The sequence below is a fragment of the Streptococcus sp. 2106 genome, from assembly GCF_013277315.1.
GTDB lineage: Bacteria > Bacillota > Bacilli > Lactobacillales > Streptococcaceae > Streptococcus > Streptococcus pseudopneumoniae.
In genome coordinates, this window is the sequence record NZ_VMMS01000089.1 from 1 (window position 1) to 14,772 (window position 14,772).

The following is a 14,772-nucleotide window of genomic DNA, read 5'->3' on the forward strand; positions in this document are numbered from 1 at the left end:
TTTGATTTTAGGATAGTATAAGAAAACCATTTTCATGTTATGATAAAGTAAAAAATTTCGCAAAATCGCTTGACTCTGACCTAAGGGGAGGGGTTATAATATCAATGTAAGGAGGAAATCATGTACCATATAAAAGAAGCTGCGCAGCTTTCGGGCGTCTCTGTCAAGACCCTACACCACTACGATAAGATAGGACTTTTGGTTCCTTTAAAGTCGGAAAATGGCTATCGAACCTACAGTCAGGAGGATTTGGAATGCCTTCAGGTCATTCTTTACTACAAATATCTAGGCTTTTCTTTAGAAAAGATAGCAGAGCTATTAAAGGAAGAAAGGACAGATTTATTGCCTCATTTGACCAGGCAGTTGGACTATTTGACTCGAGAAAGGGAACATCTGGATACCTTGATTTCAACCTTGCAAAAAACCATTCAAGAACAAAAAGGAGAAAGAGAAATGAGCATTCAAGAGAAATTTGCTGGATTTAACTACCAAGACCATCAAAAATACCACCAAGAGGCGGTAGAGAAATATGGACAAGAAGTCATGGACCAAGCGCTGGAGCGCCAGAAAGGTCACGAAGACGAGGCTACGGCTGCCTTCAACCAAGTTTTTCAAGCCTTAGCACAAAATCTTCAAGCTGGTCTGCCTGTAACAGCAACTGAAAACCAAGAGCAAACAGCCAAGCTCTTGCAAGCCATTCGTACTTATGGATTTGATTGTACTATTGAAGTATTCGGTCATATCGGTAAAGGCTACGTCTATAACCCAGAGTTTAAGGAAAATATTGACAAATTTGGTACTGGAACAGCCCAGTACACATCAGATGTCATTGCCCACTATGTCCAAACTCAAGCAAAATAAAATCGGAGGAGTAATCTTCCGATTTTTTCTATTAAAAGTTCTTTAATCATAATGCAGACTTCCCGCCACCCAGCCGGTACAGAGGGCAGAAGTGATGTTAAAGCCACCCGTGTGGGCATTGATATCCATAACTTCGCCTGCAAAGTGGAGGCCAGGTACCAGCTTACTTTCAAGGGTTTTAGGATTGATTTCCTTGAGACTGACTCCACCCTTGGTAACAAAGGACTTTGCAAGGGACATTTTTCCAGTTACAGGAATTTTAAGTTCTTTAATGGACTGGACAAGCTGTTCTCGTTCCTTTTCAGTCAGCTGTTTGACTTTTTCAGGATATCCTTGTACAAAAAATTCGGCCAAGCGTTCTGGTAACAAGGTTTTTAAAGCGTTTTTCAAGGATTTTTCCCGGTTTTCTTCTAGAAATGTAGCCAAGTCCTTCTCAGAAAGTTGAGGGAAAACATCCAGTGAGAGAACCTCCCCACCCTTGACAAAGCTAGACATACGCAGAGCAGCAGGGCCAGACAAACCAAAGTGGGTAAAAAGCAGATCGTGCGTGATGACATGTTTTCCATAGCTTAAGGTCACATCGTCTAGTGAAATCCCCTGAAGTGCTTTGTGTGGAAAATCCGTCAATAATGGACTTTCAGCAGCCTCAAGCTCGGTAATGGTGTGTTTAAAATGACGGGCAATCTCATGTCCAAAACCAGTCGAACCAGTGGAAGGATAGGATTTTCCACCAGTTGTGACAATCAGTTTATCACAAGTGAAGATTTGGTCAGCTGATTTAAGAACAAATTGGTCATCCACCTTTTTAACCGAAACAATCTCGGTTTGAGTAGCAACTTGACCACCGAGCTCATTGATTTTCTTTTCCAAGGCTTCGATAATGGTACGAGACTTGTCACTAGTAGGAAAGACGCGTCCGTGGTCCTCGACCTTAAGTTTGACCCCATTTTCCGTAAAAAAGTTAATGATGTCATGATTATCGAACTGGGAGAAAACACTGTAAAGAAAGCGTCCGTTTCCAGGAATTCCAGCTAGTAGGTCGTCCAAGCTACCATTGTTGGTCACATTGCAACGTCCCCCACCAGTCCCAGCTAACTTTTTTCCAAGTTTCCGTTTTTTTTCGATGAGGAGGGTTTTCTGTCCATAAAAGCTACTGGAAATCGTAGCCATCATACCAGCAGGTCCTCCACCGATGACAATAGTATCAAAATGTTTCATAGCTCTATTGTACCACAAAAAAACAAGAGATGATGGTTACCTCTTGTCAAGAATGCAATTAATCAATTTCATAGCCCATCAGCAGACCGCCATCTTCTGCATAGAAACTGCAGAGACCAGATGTTGGGAGAATTTTAATATCCGCCTGTGGGAAGGTTTCACGGATTCGGTCTGAAAGCTGTTGGCAACATTTCTCGTTATTGCGTTGGGCCATGACAATACGGCCACCAGCATATCCTGCTTTCACTAACTCTTCATAGGCTGCTTGAACTGACTTCTTTGCTCCTCTTGCTTTTTGTAGCAATTCGAGGGTTCCAGTTTCACTAGCTTCCCCAACCATACGGATATTTAGAAGGCCAACGACCGTACCGATAAGCTTGCTCAAACGGCCGTTCTTCACCAAGTTATCGACTTTGGCTAGGACAAAGAGCAACTTAGTTTTTTCTTGATAGGCGGTGATAGCTTCAACCACTTCTTCAAAAGATAAGCCCCGGTCAATCAAGTCATTTAATTTTTCTACGAGCAAGTCAACTTCTCCACCAGCAGACAAACTATCAATTACATGAATCTTAGTGTCAGGATGTTCTTCCAGATAAATATTCTTGGCCAGTTGAGCACTATTGTGACTACCAGAAAGAGTACCAGTGATGGTTACTAGGAAAATGTTTTTGGCACCTTCAAATGCTCGCAAATAATCATCTGGGCTTGGACAAGCTGATTTTGAAGCTTCTGCGGTTGCATACATGGTTTCCATCATATGGTCAATATCAAGACTGGCATCATCAACAAAGACCTGATCAGCTACTTGAATGGTTAAGGGGACACTTACAAAGGTTGTGTTAATAGCTGGTGTTGGCAGTTGACGATAATCACAACCAGAGTCAGCAATAATCTTCCAAGTCATAGAAATTCTCCATCTTTGTCAGTTATACATTGACAAAGGTTCTGTCTTTTTTTACAATTATATCATGAAAACCCTTGAAACAAAAGCATCATCCGTCTGTTGTGACAAGTAGAAAGAAAATGTTATGTCTGAACGTAGAATCTCTGAAAAGTCTCTTGAAAATCTCAGAAAATCAAACCAAGAATCCAATTTATTAACTAGAGAAGCCATTGAAACAGCCCTCTTACAACTCTTGGAAAAAAAGGACTTGACCAAGATTAGTATTTCTGAATTGGTCAAACGTGCAGGCGTTTCGCGTGCAGCCTTTTATCGCAATTATGATTCCAAAGAGGAAATTTTAGAGAGTGTCTTTAAACGGAGTGTCCACAACATCATGGAACAGTTGCATCATTATGATTTAAAGACAGACCTTTATCTGGTCTGGGTTCACCTTTTCCGAGAAGCAAGAAAGGAAGCCAGAGTGATTCAACTTGCCTTAGATTACCATCTGGAAAAAATCTTTGTCCAAGCCATGCAGGAATTTCTAGAAAAATACCATGGAAAATCAAAAGGTGTCAGCTCTTATCTTCATTCCTTCTGGAGTTCGGCCATCGTCTCTGTCCTTCTAAAATGGATCAAGGATGGCATGAAGGTACCTGCTGAAAAGATAGCGGATTTACGGTTACCATTTTTTAAAAAATAGAGAAAAAGGAGAAAAGAGATGACTGAAAAGAGACTGGCCTGGGATGAGTATTTTGCAGCCCAAGCATTACTAATTGCCAATCGTTCCACTTGTAAACGTGCCAAAGTGGGCGCGATTCTGGTAAAAGATAATAAGGTTATTTCCACTGGTTACAATGGTTCGGTGTCAGGAACCGAGCATTGTATTGACCACGAATGTCTGGTCATCGAAGGACACTGTGTTCGCACCCTTCACGCTGAGGTCAATGCTATCCTTCAAGGTGCAGAACGTGGTGTTCCTAAAGGCTTTACAGCCTATGTGACCCATTTTCCTTGTCTCAACTGTACCAAACAATTATTGCAGGTCGGCTGCAAGCGCGTGGTTTATATTAACCAGTACCGAATGGACGACTATGCCCAATACCTTTATCAAGAAAAAGGGACAGAATTGACCCATTTACCACTTGAGACAGTACAGGCAGCTCTTAAAGAGGCAGATCTAATGTAAAAATTATCAAAAATAAATAGTTTAGAAAGATTTTTAAACCGTTTTTTGGTATAATAAGAAGAATAAATTGAAAGAAGGAATTCCAAAAATGGGAAAAATTGAAGTTATTAATCACCCGCTGATTCAACACAAATTGTCAATCTTGCGTCGTACAGATACTTCTACAAAAGCTTTTCGTGAGCTAGTAGATGAGATTGCAATGTTGATGGGGTATGAAGTACTTCGTGATCTTCCACTAGAAGATGTGGAAATCGAAACACCAATTACAAAAACAGTTCAAAAACAATTGGCAGGTAAGAAATTGGCCATCGTTCCAATCTTACGTGCAGGTATCGGGATGGTCGATGGGCTCTTGAGCTTGGTTCCAGCTGCTAAGGTTGGTCACATCGGTATGTACCGTGATGAAGAAACGCTTCAACCAGTTGAATACTTGGTAAAATTGCCTGAAGATATTGACCAACGTCAAATTTTTGTAGTAGATCCAATGTTGGCAACAGGTGGCTCAGCAATCTTGGCTGTTGACTCGCTTAAAAAACGTGGCGCATCAAATATCAAATTTGTCTGCCTTGTATCAGCACCAGAAGGTGTAAAAGCTCTTCAAGAAGCTCATCCAGATGTAGAAATCTTTACAGCAGCCTTGGATGAACGTTTGAACGAACACGGTTATATCGTTCCAGGTCTTGGAGATGCTGGAGACCGCTTGTTCGGTACAAAATAAAATTAAAAAGAGAATGACTTGGAAAAGAAGTTCCAGTCACGAAAGGAGGTTGAATTTTTGTTTCTGTTCTAATGAAAACAGAGCAAAAATCTGACCTTTTTTGACCAAAATATTATAATAGTCTTATCTTCAGTCATTTGACCAACAAAAATAAAACTCAAAAGGAGAAATAAATGATTCCTGTAGTTATTGAACAAACAAGCCGTGGAGAACGTTCCTACGATATTTACTCACGTCTTTTAAAAGACCGCATCATTATGCTGACAGGTCCAGTTGAAGACAATATGGCTAACTCAGTTATTGCCCAATTGCTTTTCTTGGATGCCCAAGATAGTACAAAAGATATTTACCTTTATGTCAACACACCTGGTGGTTCTGTTTCAGCTGGCTTGGCAATCGTTGATACCATGAACTTTATCAAGGCAGATGTCCAAACCATCGTTATGGGAATGGCTGCATCTATGGGGACGGTCATTGCATCAAGTGGAGCAAAAGGCAAGCGTTTCATGCTTCCAAATGCAGAGTATATGATTCACCAACCAATGGGCGGTACAGGTGGAGGTACTCAACAAACCGATATGGCGATTGCTGCAGAACACTTGCTTAAAACTCGTCATACCTTGGAAAAAATATTGGCTGAAAATTCAGGTCAGTCAATCGAAAAAGTCCATGCAGATGCAGAACGCGATAACTGGATGAGTGCCCAAGAAACACTTGAATATGGCTTTATTGATGAAATCATGGCCAACAATTCATTGAACTAATGTTGATAGAAGGCAAACTCGACTGGGTTTGCTTTTTTTGGTATAATAGGGGGAGATTTCTTAGAAAGAGGATTTATCATGTTTGAAAAAGTCAATCGATCTGGCTTGATTATCTATCTTTACTATAATCGTGATGCCAAAAAACTGCAGGATTATGGAGATATTACCTATCATTCCAAGAAACATCGTTACTTACAACTCTATGTTCCAACTCAAGAAGTGGAGCAATTGGTCGGGCGCTTGAGCAAGGAAAAGTTTATCAAAAAAGTCAGAGTTTGTCATATCCAAGAGCTGGAAACACCCTTTGTGGGTAACCTTTACCGATAGGAAAACGTTATCAGATAAAAATTTAAAGAAAAGTGTTGACAATTTTCTGATAATTCGATATATTCTTAACAGACTATTTAAGAAATAAGGAGACAAAAAAAGATGAAGAAAAAATTTGCCCTATCGTTTGTGGCGCTTGCAAGTGTAGCACTTCTTGCAGCCTGTGGAGAAGTGAAGTCTGGAGCAGTCAACACTGCTGGTAACTCAGTAGAGGAAAAGACAATTAAAATCGGGTTTAACTTTGAAGAATCAGGTTCTTTAGCTGCATACGGAACAGCTGAACAAAAAGGTGCCCAATTGGCTGTTGATGAAATCAATGCCGCAGGTGGTATCGATGGAAAACAAATCGAAGTAGTCGATAAAGATAATAAGTCTGAAACAGCTGAGGCTGCTTCAGTTACAACTAACCTTGTAACCCAATCTAAAGTATCAGCAGTCGTAGGACCTGCGACATCTGGTGCGACTGCAGCTGCGGTAGCGAACGCTACAAAAGCAGGTGTTCCATTGATCTCACCAAGTGCGACTCAAGATGGATTGACTAAAGGTCAAGATTACCTCTTTATTGGAACTTTCCAAGATAGCTTCCAAGGAAAAATTATCTCAAACTATGTTTCTGAAAAATTAAATGCTAAGAAAGTTGTTCTTTACACTGACAATGCCAGTGACTATGCTAAAGGGATTGCCAAATCTTTCCGCGAGTCATACAAGGGTGAAATCGTTGCAGATGAAACTTTCGTAGCAGGTGACACAGACTTTCAAGCAGCCCTTACAAAAATGAAAGGGAAAGACTTTGATGCTATCGTTGTTCCTGGTTACTATAATGAGGCTGGTAAGATTGTAAACCAAGCGCGTGGTATGGGAATTGACAAACCAATCGTTGGTGGTGATGGATTTAACGGTGAAGAGTTTGTACAACAAGCAACTGCTGAAAAAGCATCAAACATCTACTTTATCTCAGGTTTCTCAACTACTGTAGAAGTTTCAGCTAAAGCCAAAGCCTTCCTTGACGCTTACCGCGCTAAGTACAATGAAGAGCCTTCAACATTTGCAGCCTTGGCTTATGACTCAGTTCACCTTGTAGCAAACGCAGCAAAAGGTGCTAAAAACTCAGGTGAAATCAAGGATAATCTTGCTAAAACAAAAGACTTTGAAGGTGTAACTGGTAAAACAAGCTTCGATGCGGACCACAACACAGTTAAAACTGCTTACATGATGACCATGAACAATGGTAAGGTTGAAGCAGCAGAAGTTGTAAAACCATAATAGAAAAATGTTGAAATAGGGAATGAGCCTTTGACTCACTCCCTGTTTCGATGTTTAAGAACCTATCAAAAAGTGAGGGAAAAACCTCGGAATTATATATAGAAAGAGTGAATCTTATGCTCCAACAACTAGTAAATGGTTTGATTCTAGGTAGTGTTTATGCGCTGTTAGCCCTAGGATATACCATGGTTTACGGAATTATCAAGCTCATCAATTTCGCCCACGGTGATATTTATATGATGGGAGCCTTTATTGGTTATTTCTTGATCAATTCTTTCCAAATGAATTTTTTTGTAGCGCTTATTGTAGCGATGCTAGCGACAGCCATCCTTGGTGTCGTGATTGAGTTCCTTGCTTACCGACCTTTGCGTCACTCTACTCGTATTGCTGTTTTGATTACAGCTATTGGGGTTTCTTTCCTACTGGAGTATGGCATGGTCTATCTGGTTGGTGCCAATACCCGTGCCTTCCCTCAAGCGATTCAAACAGTTCGCTATGATTTGGGACCAGTTAGCCTAACAAATGTGCAGTTAATGATCTTGGCCATTTCCTTGCTTTTGATGATTTTGTTACAAGTCATTGTCCAAAAGACCAAGATGGGGAAAGCCATGCGTGCAGTATCCGTAGATAGTGATGCAGCGCAATTGATGGGGATCAATGTGAACCGGACTATCAGCTTTACCTTTGCTTTGGGTTCTGCTCTTGCGGGGGCGGCTGGTGTTCTGATTGCTCTTTATTATAACTCTCTTGAGCCTTTGATGGGGGTTACTCCAGGTCTTAAGTCTTTCGTTGCCGCGGTACTTGGTGGTATCGGGATTATTCCTGGTGCGGCTCTTGGTGGTTTTGTGATTGGTTTATTGGAAACCTTTGCGACAGCATTTGGGATGTCAGACTTCCGTGATGCCATTGTTTATGGAATCTTGTTGTTGATCTTGATTGTCCGCCCAGCTGGTATCCTTGGTAAGAATGTGAAAGAGAAGGTGTAAGCGATGAAAGAAAATTTAAAAGTTAATATTCTATGGTTACTCCTTTTGTTAGCTGGCTATGGCTTGATTAGTGTACTGGTTTCAGTCGGAGTACTCAATCTGTTCTATGTACAGATTTTACAACAAATCGGAATTAATATTATTCTGGCTGTTGGTCTCAACTTAATCGTTGGTTTTTCAGGACAATTTTCACTTGGGCATGCTGGTTTCATGGCGATTGGTGCCTATGCAGCAGCTATTATTGGTTCTAAATCACCAACCTACGGTGCCTTCTTTGGAGCCATGCTTGTAGGGGCTTTGCTTTCAGGAGCAGTTGCCTTGCTTGTCGGAATTCCAACCTTACGCTTGAAGGGGGACTATCTTGCAGTAGCAACTCTAGGTGTTTCTGAAATTATTCGTATCTTTATCATCAATGGTGGAAGCCTTACAAATGGTGCGGCAGGTATCTTAGGAATTCCTAACTTTACAACTTGGCAAATGGTTTACTTCTTTGTCGTGATTACAACCATTGCAACCTTGAACTTCTTGCGTAGCCCAATTGGTCGTTCAACCCTCTCTGTTCGTGAGGATGAAATCGCTGCTGAGTCAGTTGGGGTTAATACGACTAAGATTAAAATCATCGCCTTTGTCTTTGGTGCTATTACTGCAAGTATTGCAGGGTCACTTCAGGCAGGATTTATCGGTTCAGTTGTACCGAAAGATTACACTTTCATCAACTCAATCAACGTATTGATCATTGTTGTATTTGGTGGACTTGGTTCCATTACAGGTGCCATTGTATCGGCTATTGTTCTGGGAATTTTGAATATGCTTCTCCAAGATGTTGCCAGCGTGCGTATGATTATTTACGCTTTGGCCTTGGTATTGGTAATGATTTTCAGACCAGGTGGACTCCTTGGAACATGGGAATTGAGCCTATCACGTTTCTTTAAAAAATCTAAAAAGGAGGAACAAAACTAATGGCATTACTTGAAGTAAAACAGTTAACCAAACATTTTGGCGGTCTAACAGCTGTTGGAGATGTGACTCTTGAATTGAACGAAGGGGAACTGGTTGGACTAATCGGTCCAAATGGAGCTGGGAAAACCACCCTTTTCAACCTCTTGACGGGTGTTTATGAACCAAGTGAGGGAACAGTAACCTTAGATGGTCACCTTTTGAATGGAAAGTCACCTTATAAGATTGCTTCTTTGGGACTTGGACGTACATTCCAAAATATCCGTCTCTTTAAAGATTTAACCGTTTTGGACAATGTTTTGATTGCCTTTGGTAACCATCACAAACAACATGTTTTTGCTAGTTTTTTGCGCTTACCAGCTTTTTACAAGAGTGAAAAAGAATTAAAGGCTAAAGCCTTGGAATTGCTGAAAATCTTTGATTTAGATGGTGATGCAGAAACTCTAGCTAAAAATCTTGCCTACGGACAACAACGTCGTTTGGAAATTGTTCGTGCCCTCGCTACGGAACCTAAAATTCTCTTTTTGGATGAACCAGCCGCAGGTATGAACCCGCAGGAAACAGCCGAATTGACTGAGTTAATTCGTCGTATCAAAGATGAATTTAAGATTACAATCATGTTGATTGAACACGATATGAATCTGGTCATGGAAGTAACAGAACGTATCTACGTACTTGAATATGGCCGTTTAATTGCTCAAGGAACTCCAGATGAAATTAAGACCAATAAACGCGTTATCGAAGCTTATCTAGGAGGTGAAGCCTAATGTCTATGTTAAAAGTTGATAATCTTTCTGTGCATTATGGTATGATTCAAGCAGTCCGTGATGTAAGCTTTGAAGTGAATGAAGGAGAAGTTGTTTCCCTTATCGGTGCCAATGGTGCAGGTAAGACAACCATTCTCCGTACCTTGTCTGGTTTGGTTAGACCAAGCTCTGGAAAGATTGAATTTTTAGGTCAAGAAATCCAAAAAATGCCAGCTCAAAAAATCGTAGCAGGTGGGCTTTCACAAGTTCCAGAAGGACGCCACGTCTTTCCTGGCTTGACTGTTATGGAAAATCTAGAAATGGGAGCTTTTTTAAAGAAAAATCGTGAAGAAAATCAAGCTAACTTGAAGAAGGTCTTTTCACGCTTCCCACGTCTTGAAGAACGCAAGAACCAAGATGCAGCCACTCTTTCAGGAGGAGAACAACAAATGCTTGCCATGGGACGCGCTCTTATGTCAACACCAAAACTTCTTCTCTTAGATGAACCCTCAATGGGACTTGCCCCAATCTTTATTCAAGAGATCTTTGATATCATTCAAGATATTCAGAAGCAAGGAACAACCGTCCTCTTGATTGAACAAAATGCTAATAAAGCACTCGCAATCTCTGACCGAGGATATGTATTGGAAACAGGGAAAATCGTTCTATCAGGAACAGGAAAAGAACTCGCCTCATCAGAAGAAGTCAGAAAAGCGTATCTGGGTGGCTAAAACAATCCAGTGGATTGTTTTAGTCGGTGGATGAGGATTACGAAGTAATCATCATTATAGTCCGGGGGACCTTTTTAGTCGGTGGATGAAGATTGCGAAGCAATTCTCATCTGCACTGGAAGGTTAGCTTCTGATAATTGAAATAAAATCGAATGAAAGGTATCTTGCTTTCATTCACAGAGCTCGATTTTAGAGCTCTTTTTGCTAGCTTATTCATACTTTTCTGAATTTTGAAAAAGAAATGTAAGCGTTTGATAGATTTACAAAAAGATTGTATAATAGGGATAAGAATAGAAAAGGAGAAGTCTCATGGCAGTTAAAGATTTTATGACCCGCAAGGTAGTTTATATTAGTCCAGATACAACAGTATCTCATGCAGCAGATTTGATGAGAGAGCAAGGGTTGCACCGCTTGCCTGTTATCGAAAATGATCAATTGGTTGGTTTGGTAACTGAGGGAACCATTGCCCAAGCTAGCCCATCAAAAGCAACCAGTCTTTCTATCTATGAGATGAATTATCTTCTAAATAAGACAAAAGTAAAAGATGTCATGATTCGCGATGTTGTCACTGTTTCAGGCTATGCGAGTCTAGAAGATGCAACTTATCTGATGTTGAAAAACAAGATTGGTATTCTTCCTGTAGTAGATAACCATCAAGTCTATGGGGTTATTACGGACCGTGACGTTTTCCAAGCCTTTCTTGAAATTGCTGGTTATGGAGAAGAAGGAATTCGTGTGCGCTTTGTTACAGAAGATGAAGTTGGCGTTCTTGGTAAGATTGTTTCTCTAATCGTTGAAGAAAATTTGAATATCTCCCATACAGTCAATATTCCGCGTAAGGATGGTAAGGTCATTATCGAAGTGCAAATCGATGGATCAATTGATTTGCCAGCCTTGAAAGAAAAATTTGAAGCAAATGGTATTCAAGTGGAAGAAATCACTCGCACTTCAGCAAAAGTCTTGTAAGAAGGGAAGCCGAAAGGCTTCTTTTTTCATAAAAAAGGGATTATAGCAAAAGATGGAAAGAAATGATAAAATATGCTATAATGAAATGATGTAAAAAAGGAGTATTTATGGACATTTCAGTAATCCGTCAAAAAATTGACGCAAATCGTGAAAAATTAGCTTCTTTCAGGGGGTCTCTTTGACCTCGAAGGGCTAGAGGAAGAGATTGCCATCTTGGAAAACAAGATGACAGAACCTGATTTTTGGAATGATAATATTGCGGCCCAAAAAACGTCGCAAGAATTAAATGAATTAAAAAACACCTATAACACCTTCCACAAAATGGAAGAGTTGCAGGATGAAGTCGAAATTTTATTGGACTTTTTAGCTGAAGACGAGTCAGTTCAAGAAGAACTGGTAGAGCAGTTAGCCGAACTTGATAAGATGATGACCAGCTATGAGATGACTCTACTCTTGTCAGAACCTTATGACCACAACAATGCCATCTTGGAAATCCATCCAGGTTCTGGTGGTACTGAGGCTCAGGACTGGGGTGATATGTTGCTTCGTATGTATACTCGTTATGGTAATGCTAAAGGCTTTAAAGTGGAAGTATTGGATTACCAAGCAGGGGATGAAGCTGGTATCAAGTCAGTAACCTTATCATTTGAAGGGCCTAATGCCTATGGTCTTCTCAAGTCAGAAATGGGGGTACACCGTTTGGTGCGAATTTCACCATTTGACTCTGCCAAACGTCGCCATACATCTTTCACATCCGTAGAAGTGATGCCTGAGTTGGACGATACCATTGAAGTGGAAATCCGGGAAGATGACATCAAGATGGATACCTTCCGTTCAGGTGGTGCCGGTGGACAAAATGTCAATAAGGTTTCAACAGGTGTACGTTTAACCCACATTCCAACTGGAATTGTTGTTCAATCAACAGTGGATCGTACCCAGTATGGAAATAGAGATCGTGCCATGAAGATGTTGCAGGCTAAGCTCTATCAAATGGAGCAAGAAAAGAAAGCTGCGGAGGTAGATTCCCTCAAGGGTGAGAAAAAAGAAATCACATGGGGAAGCCAAATCCGTTCTTATGTCTTCACTCCTTATACTATGGTAAAAGATCACCGAACTAGCTTTGAGGTTGCTCAGGTAGATAAGGTTATGGACGGAGACCTAGATGGTTTTATCGATGCCTATCTCAAGTGGCGAATCAGCTAAGATAGAAAGGAACTCACATGTCAATCATTGAAATGAGAGATGTCGTTAAAAAATACGACAACGGAACGACTGCCCTACGCGGTGTTTCGGTCAGCGTTCAACCGGGAGAATTTGCTTACATCGTAGGACCTTCAGGAGCAGGGAAGTCAACTTTTATTCGTTCTCTGTATCGTGAAGTAAAAATCGATAAAGGAAGCCTATCAGTTGCTGGTTTTAATCTAGTTAAGATTAAAAAGAAAGATGTCCCACTTCTACGTCGTAGTGTTGGGGTTGTCTTCCAGGATTATAAATTGTTGCCAAAGAAAACGGTATATGAAAATATTGCTTACGCTATGGAAGTAATCGGAGAAAATCGCCGTAATATCAAAAAACGAGTGATGGAAGTTTTGGACTTGGTTGGCTTGAAGCACAAGGTTCGTTCTTTCCCAAATGAGCTCTCAGGTGGAGAGCAACAGCGGATTGCGATTGCGCGTGCCATTGTAAATAATCCCAAAGTATTGATAGCCGATGAACCAACAGGAAACCTGGACCCTGATAATTCATGGGAAATTATGAATCTTTTGGAACGGATTAACCTACAAGGGACAACTATTTTGATGGCGACTCATAATAGCCAGATTGTAAATACCTTGCGCCACCGTGTCATTGCCATTGAAAATGGCCGTGTCGTTCGTGACGAATCAAAAGGAGAGTATGGATACGATGATTAGTAGATTTTTTCGCCATTTATTTGAAGCCTTAAAAAGTTTGAAACGAAATGGTTGGATGACAGTAGCTGCTGTCAGTTCAGTCATGATTACTTTGACCTTGGTGGCAATATTTGCATCTGTTATTTTCAATACAGCGAAACTAGCTACAGATATTGAAAATAATGTCCGTGTAGTAGTTTATATCCGAAAGGATGTGGAAGATAACAGTCAGACAATTGAAAAAGAAGGTCAAACTGTTACAAATAATGACTACCACAAGGTATATGATTCTTTGAAGAACATGTCTACGGTTAAGAGTGTTACCTTTTCAAGTAAAGAAGAACAATATGAAAAATTAACTGAGACAATGGGAGATAACTGGAAAATCTTTGAAGGAGATGCCAATCCTCTCTATGATGCCTATATTGTAGAGGCAAACACTCCAAATGATGTAAAAACTATAGCCGAAGATGCTAAAAAAATTGAAGGTGTCTCTGAGGTTCAAGATGGCGGTGCCAATACAGAAAGACTCTTCAAGTTAGCTTCATTTATCCGTGTTTGGGGACTAGGGATTGCTGCCTTGTTAATTTTTGTCGCAGTTTTCTTGATTTCAAATACCATTCGTATTACCATTATTTCTCGTAGTCGCGAAATTCAAATCATGCGCTTGGTCGGAGCTAAAAACAGTTATATTCGTGGACCGTTCTTGTTAGAAGGAGCCTTTATCGGTTTATTGGGAGCTATCGCACCATCTGTTTTGGTCTTTATTGTTTATCAAATGGTTTACCAATCTGTCAACAAATCGTTGGTAGGGCAAAATCTATCCATGATTAGTCCAGATTTATTTAGTCCTTTGATGATTGCCCTACTATTTGTGATTGGGATTTTCATTGGTTCATTGGGATCAGGAATATCCATGCGCCGATTCTTGAAGATTTAGGTAAAATAATTATTTTTATGAGGAGGTTGTAAAATCTCCTTTTTTGCTACAAGAGTTTTTGAAAAGGGACTTCTAATACTCAATGGAAATCAAAGAGCAAACTAGGTAGCTCGCCACAGGATGCTCAAAATACTGATTTGAGGTTGTAGAAAGTCAGTCACATATATACGGTAAGACGACGCTGACGTGGTTTGAAGAGATTTTCGAAGAGTATAAAGAAGTTGCTCAGAGAAGATTCTTGATGGCTAATTTGAACTTGAAATTTAGCACCTAGAAAATTTTTGAAAAAAGAGGATTTTTTTGAATAAAAGCCTTTACAAAAAAAATTAAA

17 protein-coding genes are annotated in these 14,772 nt (G+C 40.3%); 15 read left to right on the top strand and 2 right to left on the bottom strand.

Annotated features, from left to right (window positions below):
* Positions 1-120 precede the first annotated feature (120 nt).
* Entirely contained in the window at positions 121-861 is a 741-nt protein-coding gene (locus tag HT723_RS09255) for a MerR family transcriptional regulator (RefSeq protein WP_172935082.1), read from the top strand.
* A gap of 42 nt (positions 862-903) precedes the next feature.
* Here the strand turns inward: HT723_RS09255 and HT723_RS09260 are convergent, their stop codons facing one another.
* Together HT723_RS09260 and HT723_RS09265 are read right to left on the bottom strand one after the other, a co-directional pair.
* Entirely contained in the window at positions 904-2,079 is a 1,176-nt protein-coding gene (locus HT723_RS09260) for an NAD(P)/FAD-dependent oxidoreductase (protein WP_172935083.1), read from the bottom strand.
* A gap of 58 nt (positions 2,080-2,137) precedes the next feature.
* On the bottom strand, positions 2,138-2,983 hold the full coding sequence (locus HT723_RS09265) for a DegV family protein (protein ID WP_172935084.1): 846 nt from the start codon (positions 2,981-2,983) through the stop codon (positions 2,138-2,140).
* Positions 2,984-3,107: 124 nt separating this feature from the next.
* Here HT723_RS09265 and HT723_RS09270 point away from each other — a divergent pair, with 124 nt between their 5' ends.
* The 14 genes from HT723_RS09270 (at position 3,108) to ftsX (ending at position 14,441) form a co-directional block, all read left to right on the top strand.
* The gene (locus HT723_RS09270; RefSeq protein ID WP_000004132.1) at positions 3,108-3,665 is read left to right on the top strand and encodes a TetR/AcrR family transcriptional regulator; all 558 of its coding nucleotides are present in this window, start codon (positions 3,108-3,110) and stop codon (positions 3,663-3,665) included.
* Between the two features lie 18 nt (positions 3,666-3,683).
* Entirely contained in the window at positions 3,684-4,151 is a 468-nt protein-coding gene (locus HT723_RS09275) for a cytidine/deoxycytidylate deaminase family protein (RefSeq protein WP_000136973.1), read from the top strand.
* Between the two features lie 88 nt (positions 4,152-4,239).
* Positions 4,240-4,869, top strand: a complete 630-nt coding sequence (gene upp / locus HT723_RS09280) for a uracil phosphoribosyltransferase (RefSeq protein WP_000515974.1) — start codon at positions 4,240-4,242, stop codon at positions 4,867-4,869.
* Positions 4,870-5,042: 173 nt separating this feature from the next.
* Complete coding sequence (gene clpP / locus HT723_RS09285) at positions 5,043-5,633, top strand: ATP-dependent Clp protease proteolytic subunit ClpP (protein ID WP_050242379.1); 591 nt, start codon at positions 5,043-5,045, stop codon at positions 5,631-5,633.
* Between the two features lie 78 nt (positions 5,634-5,711).
* Positions 5,712-5,960: a YlbG family protein gene (locus tag HT723_RS09290; protein WP_000462126.1), complete on the top strand. Its 249-nt coding sequence runs from the start codon at positions 5,712-5,714 to the stop codon at positions 5,958-5,960.
* A 102-nt stretch (positions 5,961-6,062) separates the two neighbouring features.
* Positions 6,063-7,223, top strand: a complete 1,161-nt coding sequence (locus HT723_RS09295; RefSeq protein ID WP_000726145.1) for an ABC transporter substrate-binding protein — start codon at positions 6,063-6,065, stop codon at positions 7,221-7,223.
* Between the two features lie 116 nt (positions 7,224-7,339).
* On the top strand, positions 7,340-8,209 hold the full coding sequence (locus HT723_RS09300) for a branched-chain amino acid ABC transporter permease (protein ID WP_000941428.1): 870 nt from the start codon (positions 7,340-7,342) through the stop codon (positions 8,207-8,209).
* Positions 8,210-8,212: 3 nt separating this feature from the next.
* Entirely contained in the window at positions 8,213-9,169 is a 957-nt protein-coding gene (locus HT723_RS09305) for a branched-chain amino acid ABC transporter permease (RefSeq protein ID WP_000662290.1), read from the top strand.
* A complete protein-coding gene (locus tag HT723_RS09310; protein WP_001185997.1) occupies positions 9,169-9,933 on the top strand; it encodes an ABC transporter ATP-binding protein in 765 nt (254 codons plus the stop codon). Before HT723_RS09305 ends, HT723_RS09310 begins: the two co-directional genes overlap by 1 nt.
* A complete protein-coding gene (locus tag HT723_RS09315) occupies positions 9,933-10,643 on the top strand; it encodes an ABC transporter ATP-binding protein (protein ID WP_000062200.1) in 711 nt (236 codons plus the stop codon). Before HT723_RS09310 ends, HT723_RS09315 begins: the two co-directional genes overlap by 1 nt.
* 309 nt (positions 10,644-10,952) lie before the next feature.
* Positions 10,953-11,609: a CBS domain-containing protein gene (locus HT723_RS09320; RefSeq protein WP_000268665.1), complete on the top strand. Its 657-nt coding sequence runs from the start codon at positions 10,953-10,955 to the stop codon at positions 11,607-11,609.
* A 107-nt stretch (positions 11,610-11,716) separates the two neighbouring features.
* Positions 11,717-12,812 (top strand): peptide chain release factor 2 gene (prfB, locus tag HT723_RS09325; protein WP_100127798.1). Its coding sequence is split into 2 segments (ribosomal slippage): positions 11,717-11,788 and positions 11,790-12,812, totalling 1,095 coding nucleotides; the frame shifts between segments, so codons are not numbered across the junction.
* 17 nt (positions 12,813-12,829) lie between these two features.
* Complete coding sequence (gene ftsE / locus HT723_RS09330; RefSeq protein ID WP_000022265.1) at positions 12,830-13,522, top strand: cell division ATP-binding protein FtsE; 693 nt, start codon at positions 12,830-12,832, stop codon at positions 13,520-13,522.
* Positions 13,515-14,441, top strand: a complete 927-nt coding sequence (gene ftsX, locus HT723_RS09335; RefSeq protein ID WP_000625541.1) for a permease-like cell division protein FtsX — start codon at positions 13,515-13,517, stop codon at positions 14,439-14,441. The genes ftsE and ftsX overlap by 8 nt, the downstream gene beginning before the upstream one ends.
* The last annotated feature ends 331 nt before the right edge of the window (positions 14,442-14,772 follow it).

Excerpts from the sequence above, each read along its gene's own strand:
- ftsE (WP_000022265.1), top strand. The coding sequence starts at position 12,830 with ATGTCAATCATTGAAATGAGAGATGTCGTTAAAAAATACGACAACGGA.
- HT723_RS09260 (WP_172935083.1), bottom strand. The coding sequence starts at position 2,079 with ATGAAACATTTTGATACTATTGTCATCGGTGGAGGACCTGCTGGTATG.
- HT723_RS09310 (WP_001185997.1), top strand. The coding sequence starts at position 9,169 with ATGGCATTACTTGAAGTAAAACAGTTAACCAAACATTTTGGCGGTCTA.
- HT723_RS09320 (WP_000268665.1), top strand. The coding sequence starts at position 10,953 with ATGGCAGTTAAAGATTTTATGACCCGCAAGGTAGTTTATATTAGTCCA.
- clpP (WP_050242379.1), top strand. The coding sequence starts at position 5,043 with ATGATTCCTGTAGTTATTGAACAAACAAGCCGTGGAGAACGTTCCTAC.
- HT723_RS09315 (WP_000062200.1), top strand. The coding sequence starts at position 9,933 with ATGTCTATGTTAAAAGTTGATAATCTTTCTGTGCATTATGGTATGATT.
- HT723_RS09290 (WP_000462126.1), top strand. The coding sequence starts at position 5,712 with ATGTTTGAAAAAGTCAATCGATCTGGCTTGATTATCTATCTTTACTAT.
- HT723_RS09270 (WP_000004132.1), top strand. The coding sequence starts at position 3,108 with ATGTCTGAACGTAGAATCTCTGAAAAGTCTCTTGAAAATCTCAGAAAA.
- HT723_RS09300 (WP_000941428.1), top strand. The coding sequence starts at position 7,340 with ATGCTCCAACAACTAGTAAATGGTTTGATTCTAGGTAGTGTTTATGCG.
- HT723_RS09305 (WP_000662290.1), top strand. The coding sequence starts at position 8,213 with ATGAAAGAAAATTTAAAAGTTAATATTCTATGGTTACTCCTTTTGTTA.
- HT723_RS09275 (WP_000136973.1), top strand. The coding sequence starts at position 3,684 with ATGACTGAAAAGAGACTGGCCTGGGATGAGTATTTTGCAGCCCAAGCA.
- upp (WP_000515974.1), top strand. The coding sequence starts at position 4,240 with ATGGGAAAAATTGAAGTTATTAATCACCCGCTGATTCAACACAAATTG.
- HT723_RS09295 (WP_000726145.1), top strand. The coding sequence starts at position 6,063 with ATGAAGAAAAAATTTGCCCTATCGTTTGTGGCGCTTGCAAGTGTAGCA.
- ftsX (WP_000625541.1), top strand. The coding sequence starts at position 13,515 with ATGATTAGTAGATTTTTTCGCCATTTATTTGAAGCCTTAAAAAGTTTG.
- HT723_RS09265 (WP_172935084.1), bottom strand. The coding sequence starts at position 2,983 with ATGACTTGGAAGATTATTGCTGACTCTGGTTGTGATTATCGTCAACTG.
- HT723_RS09255 (WP_172935082.1), top strand. The coding sequence starts at position 121 with ATGTACCATATAAAAGAAGCTGCGCAGCTTTCGGGCGTCTCTGTCAAG.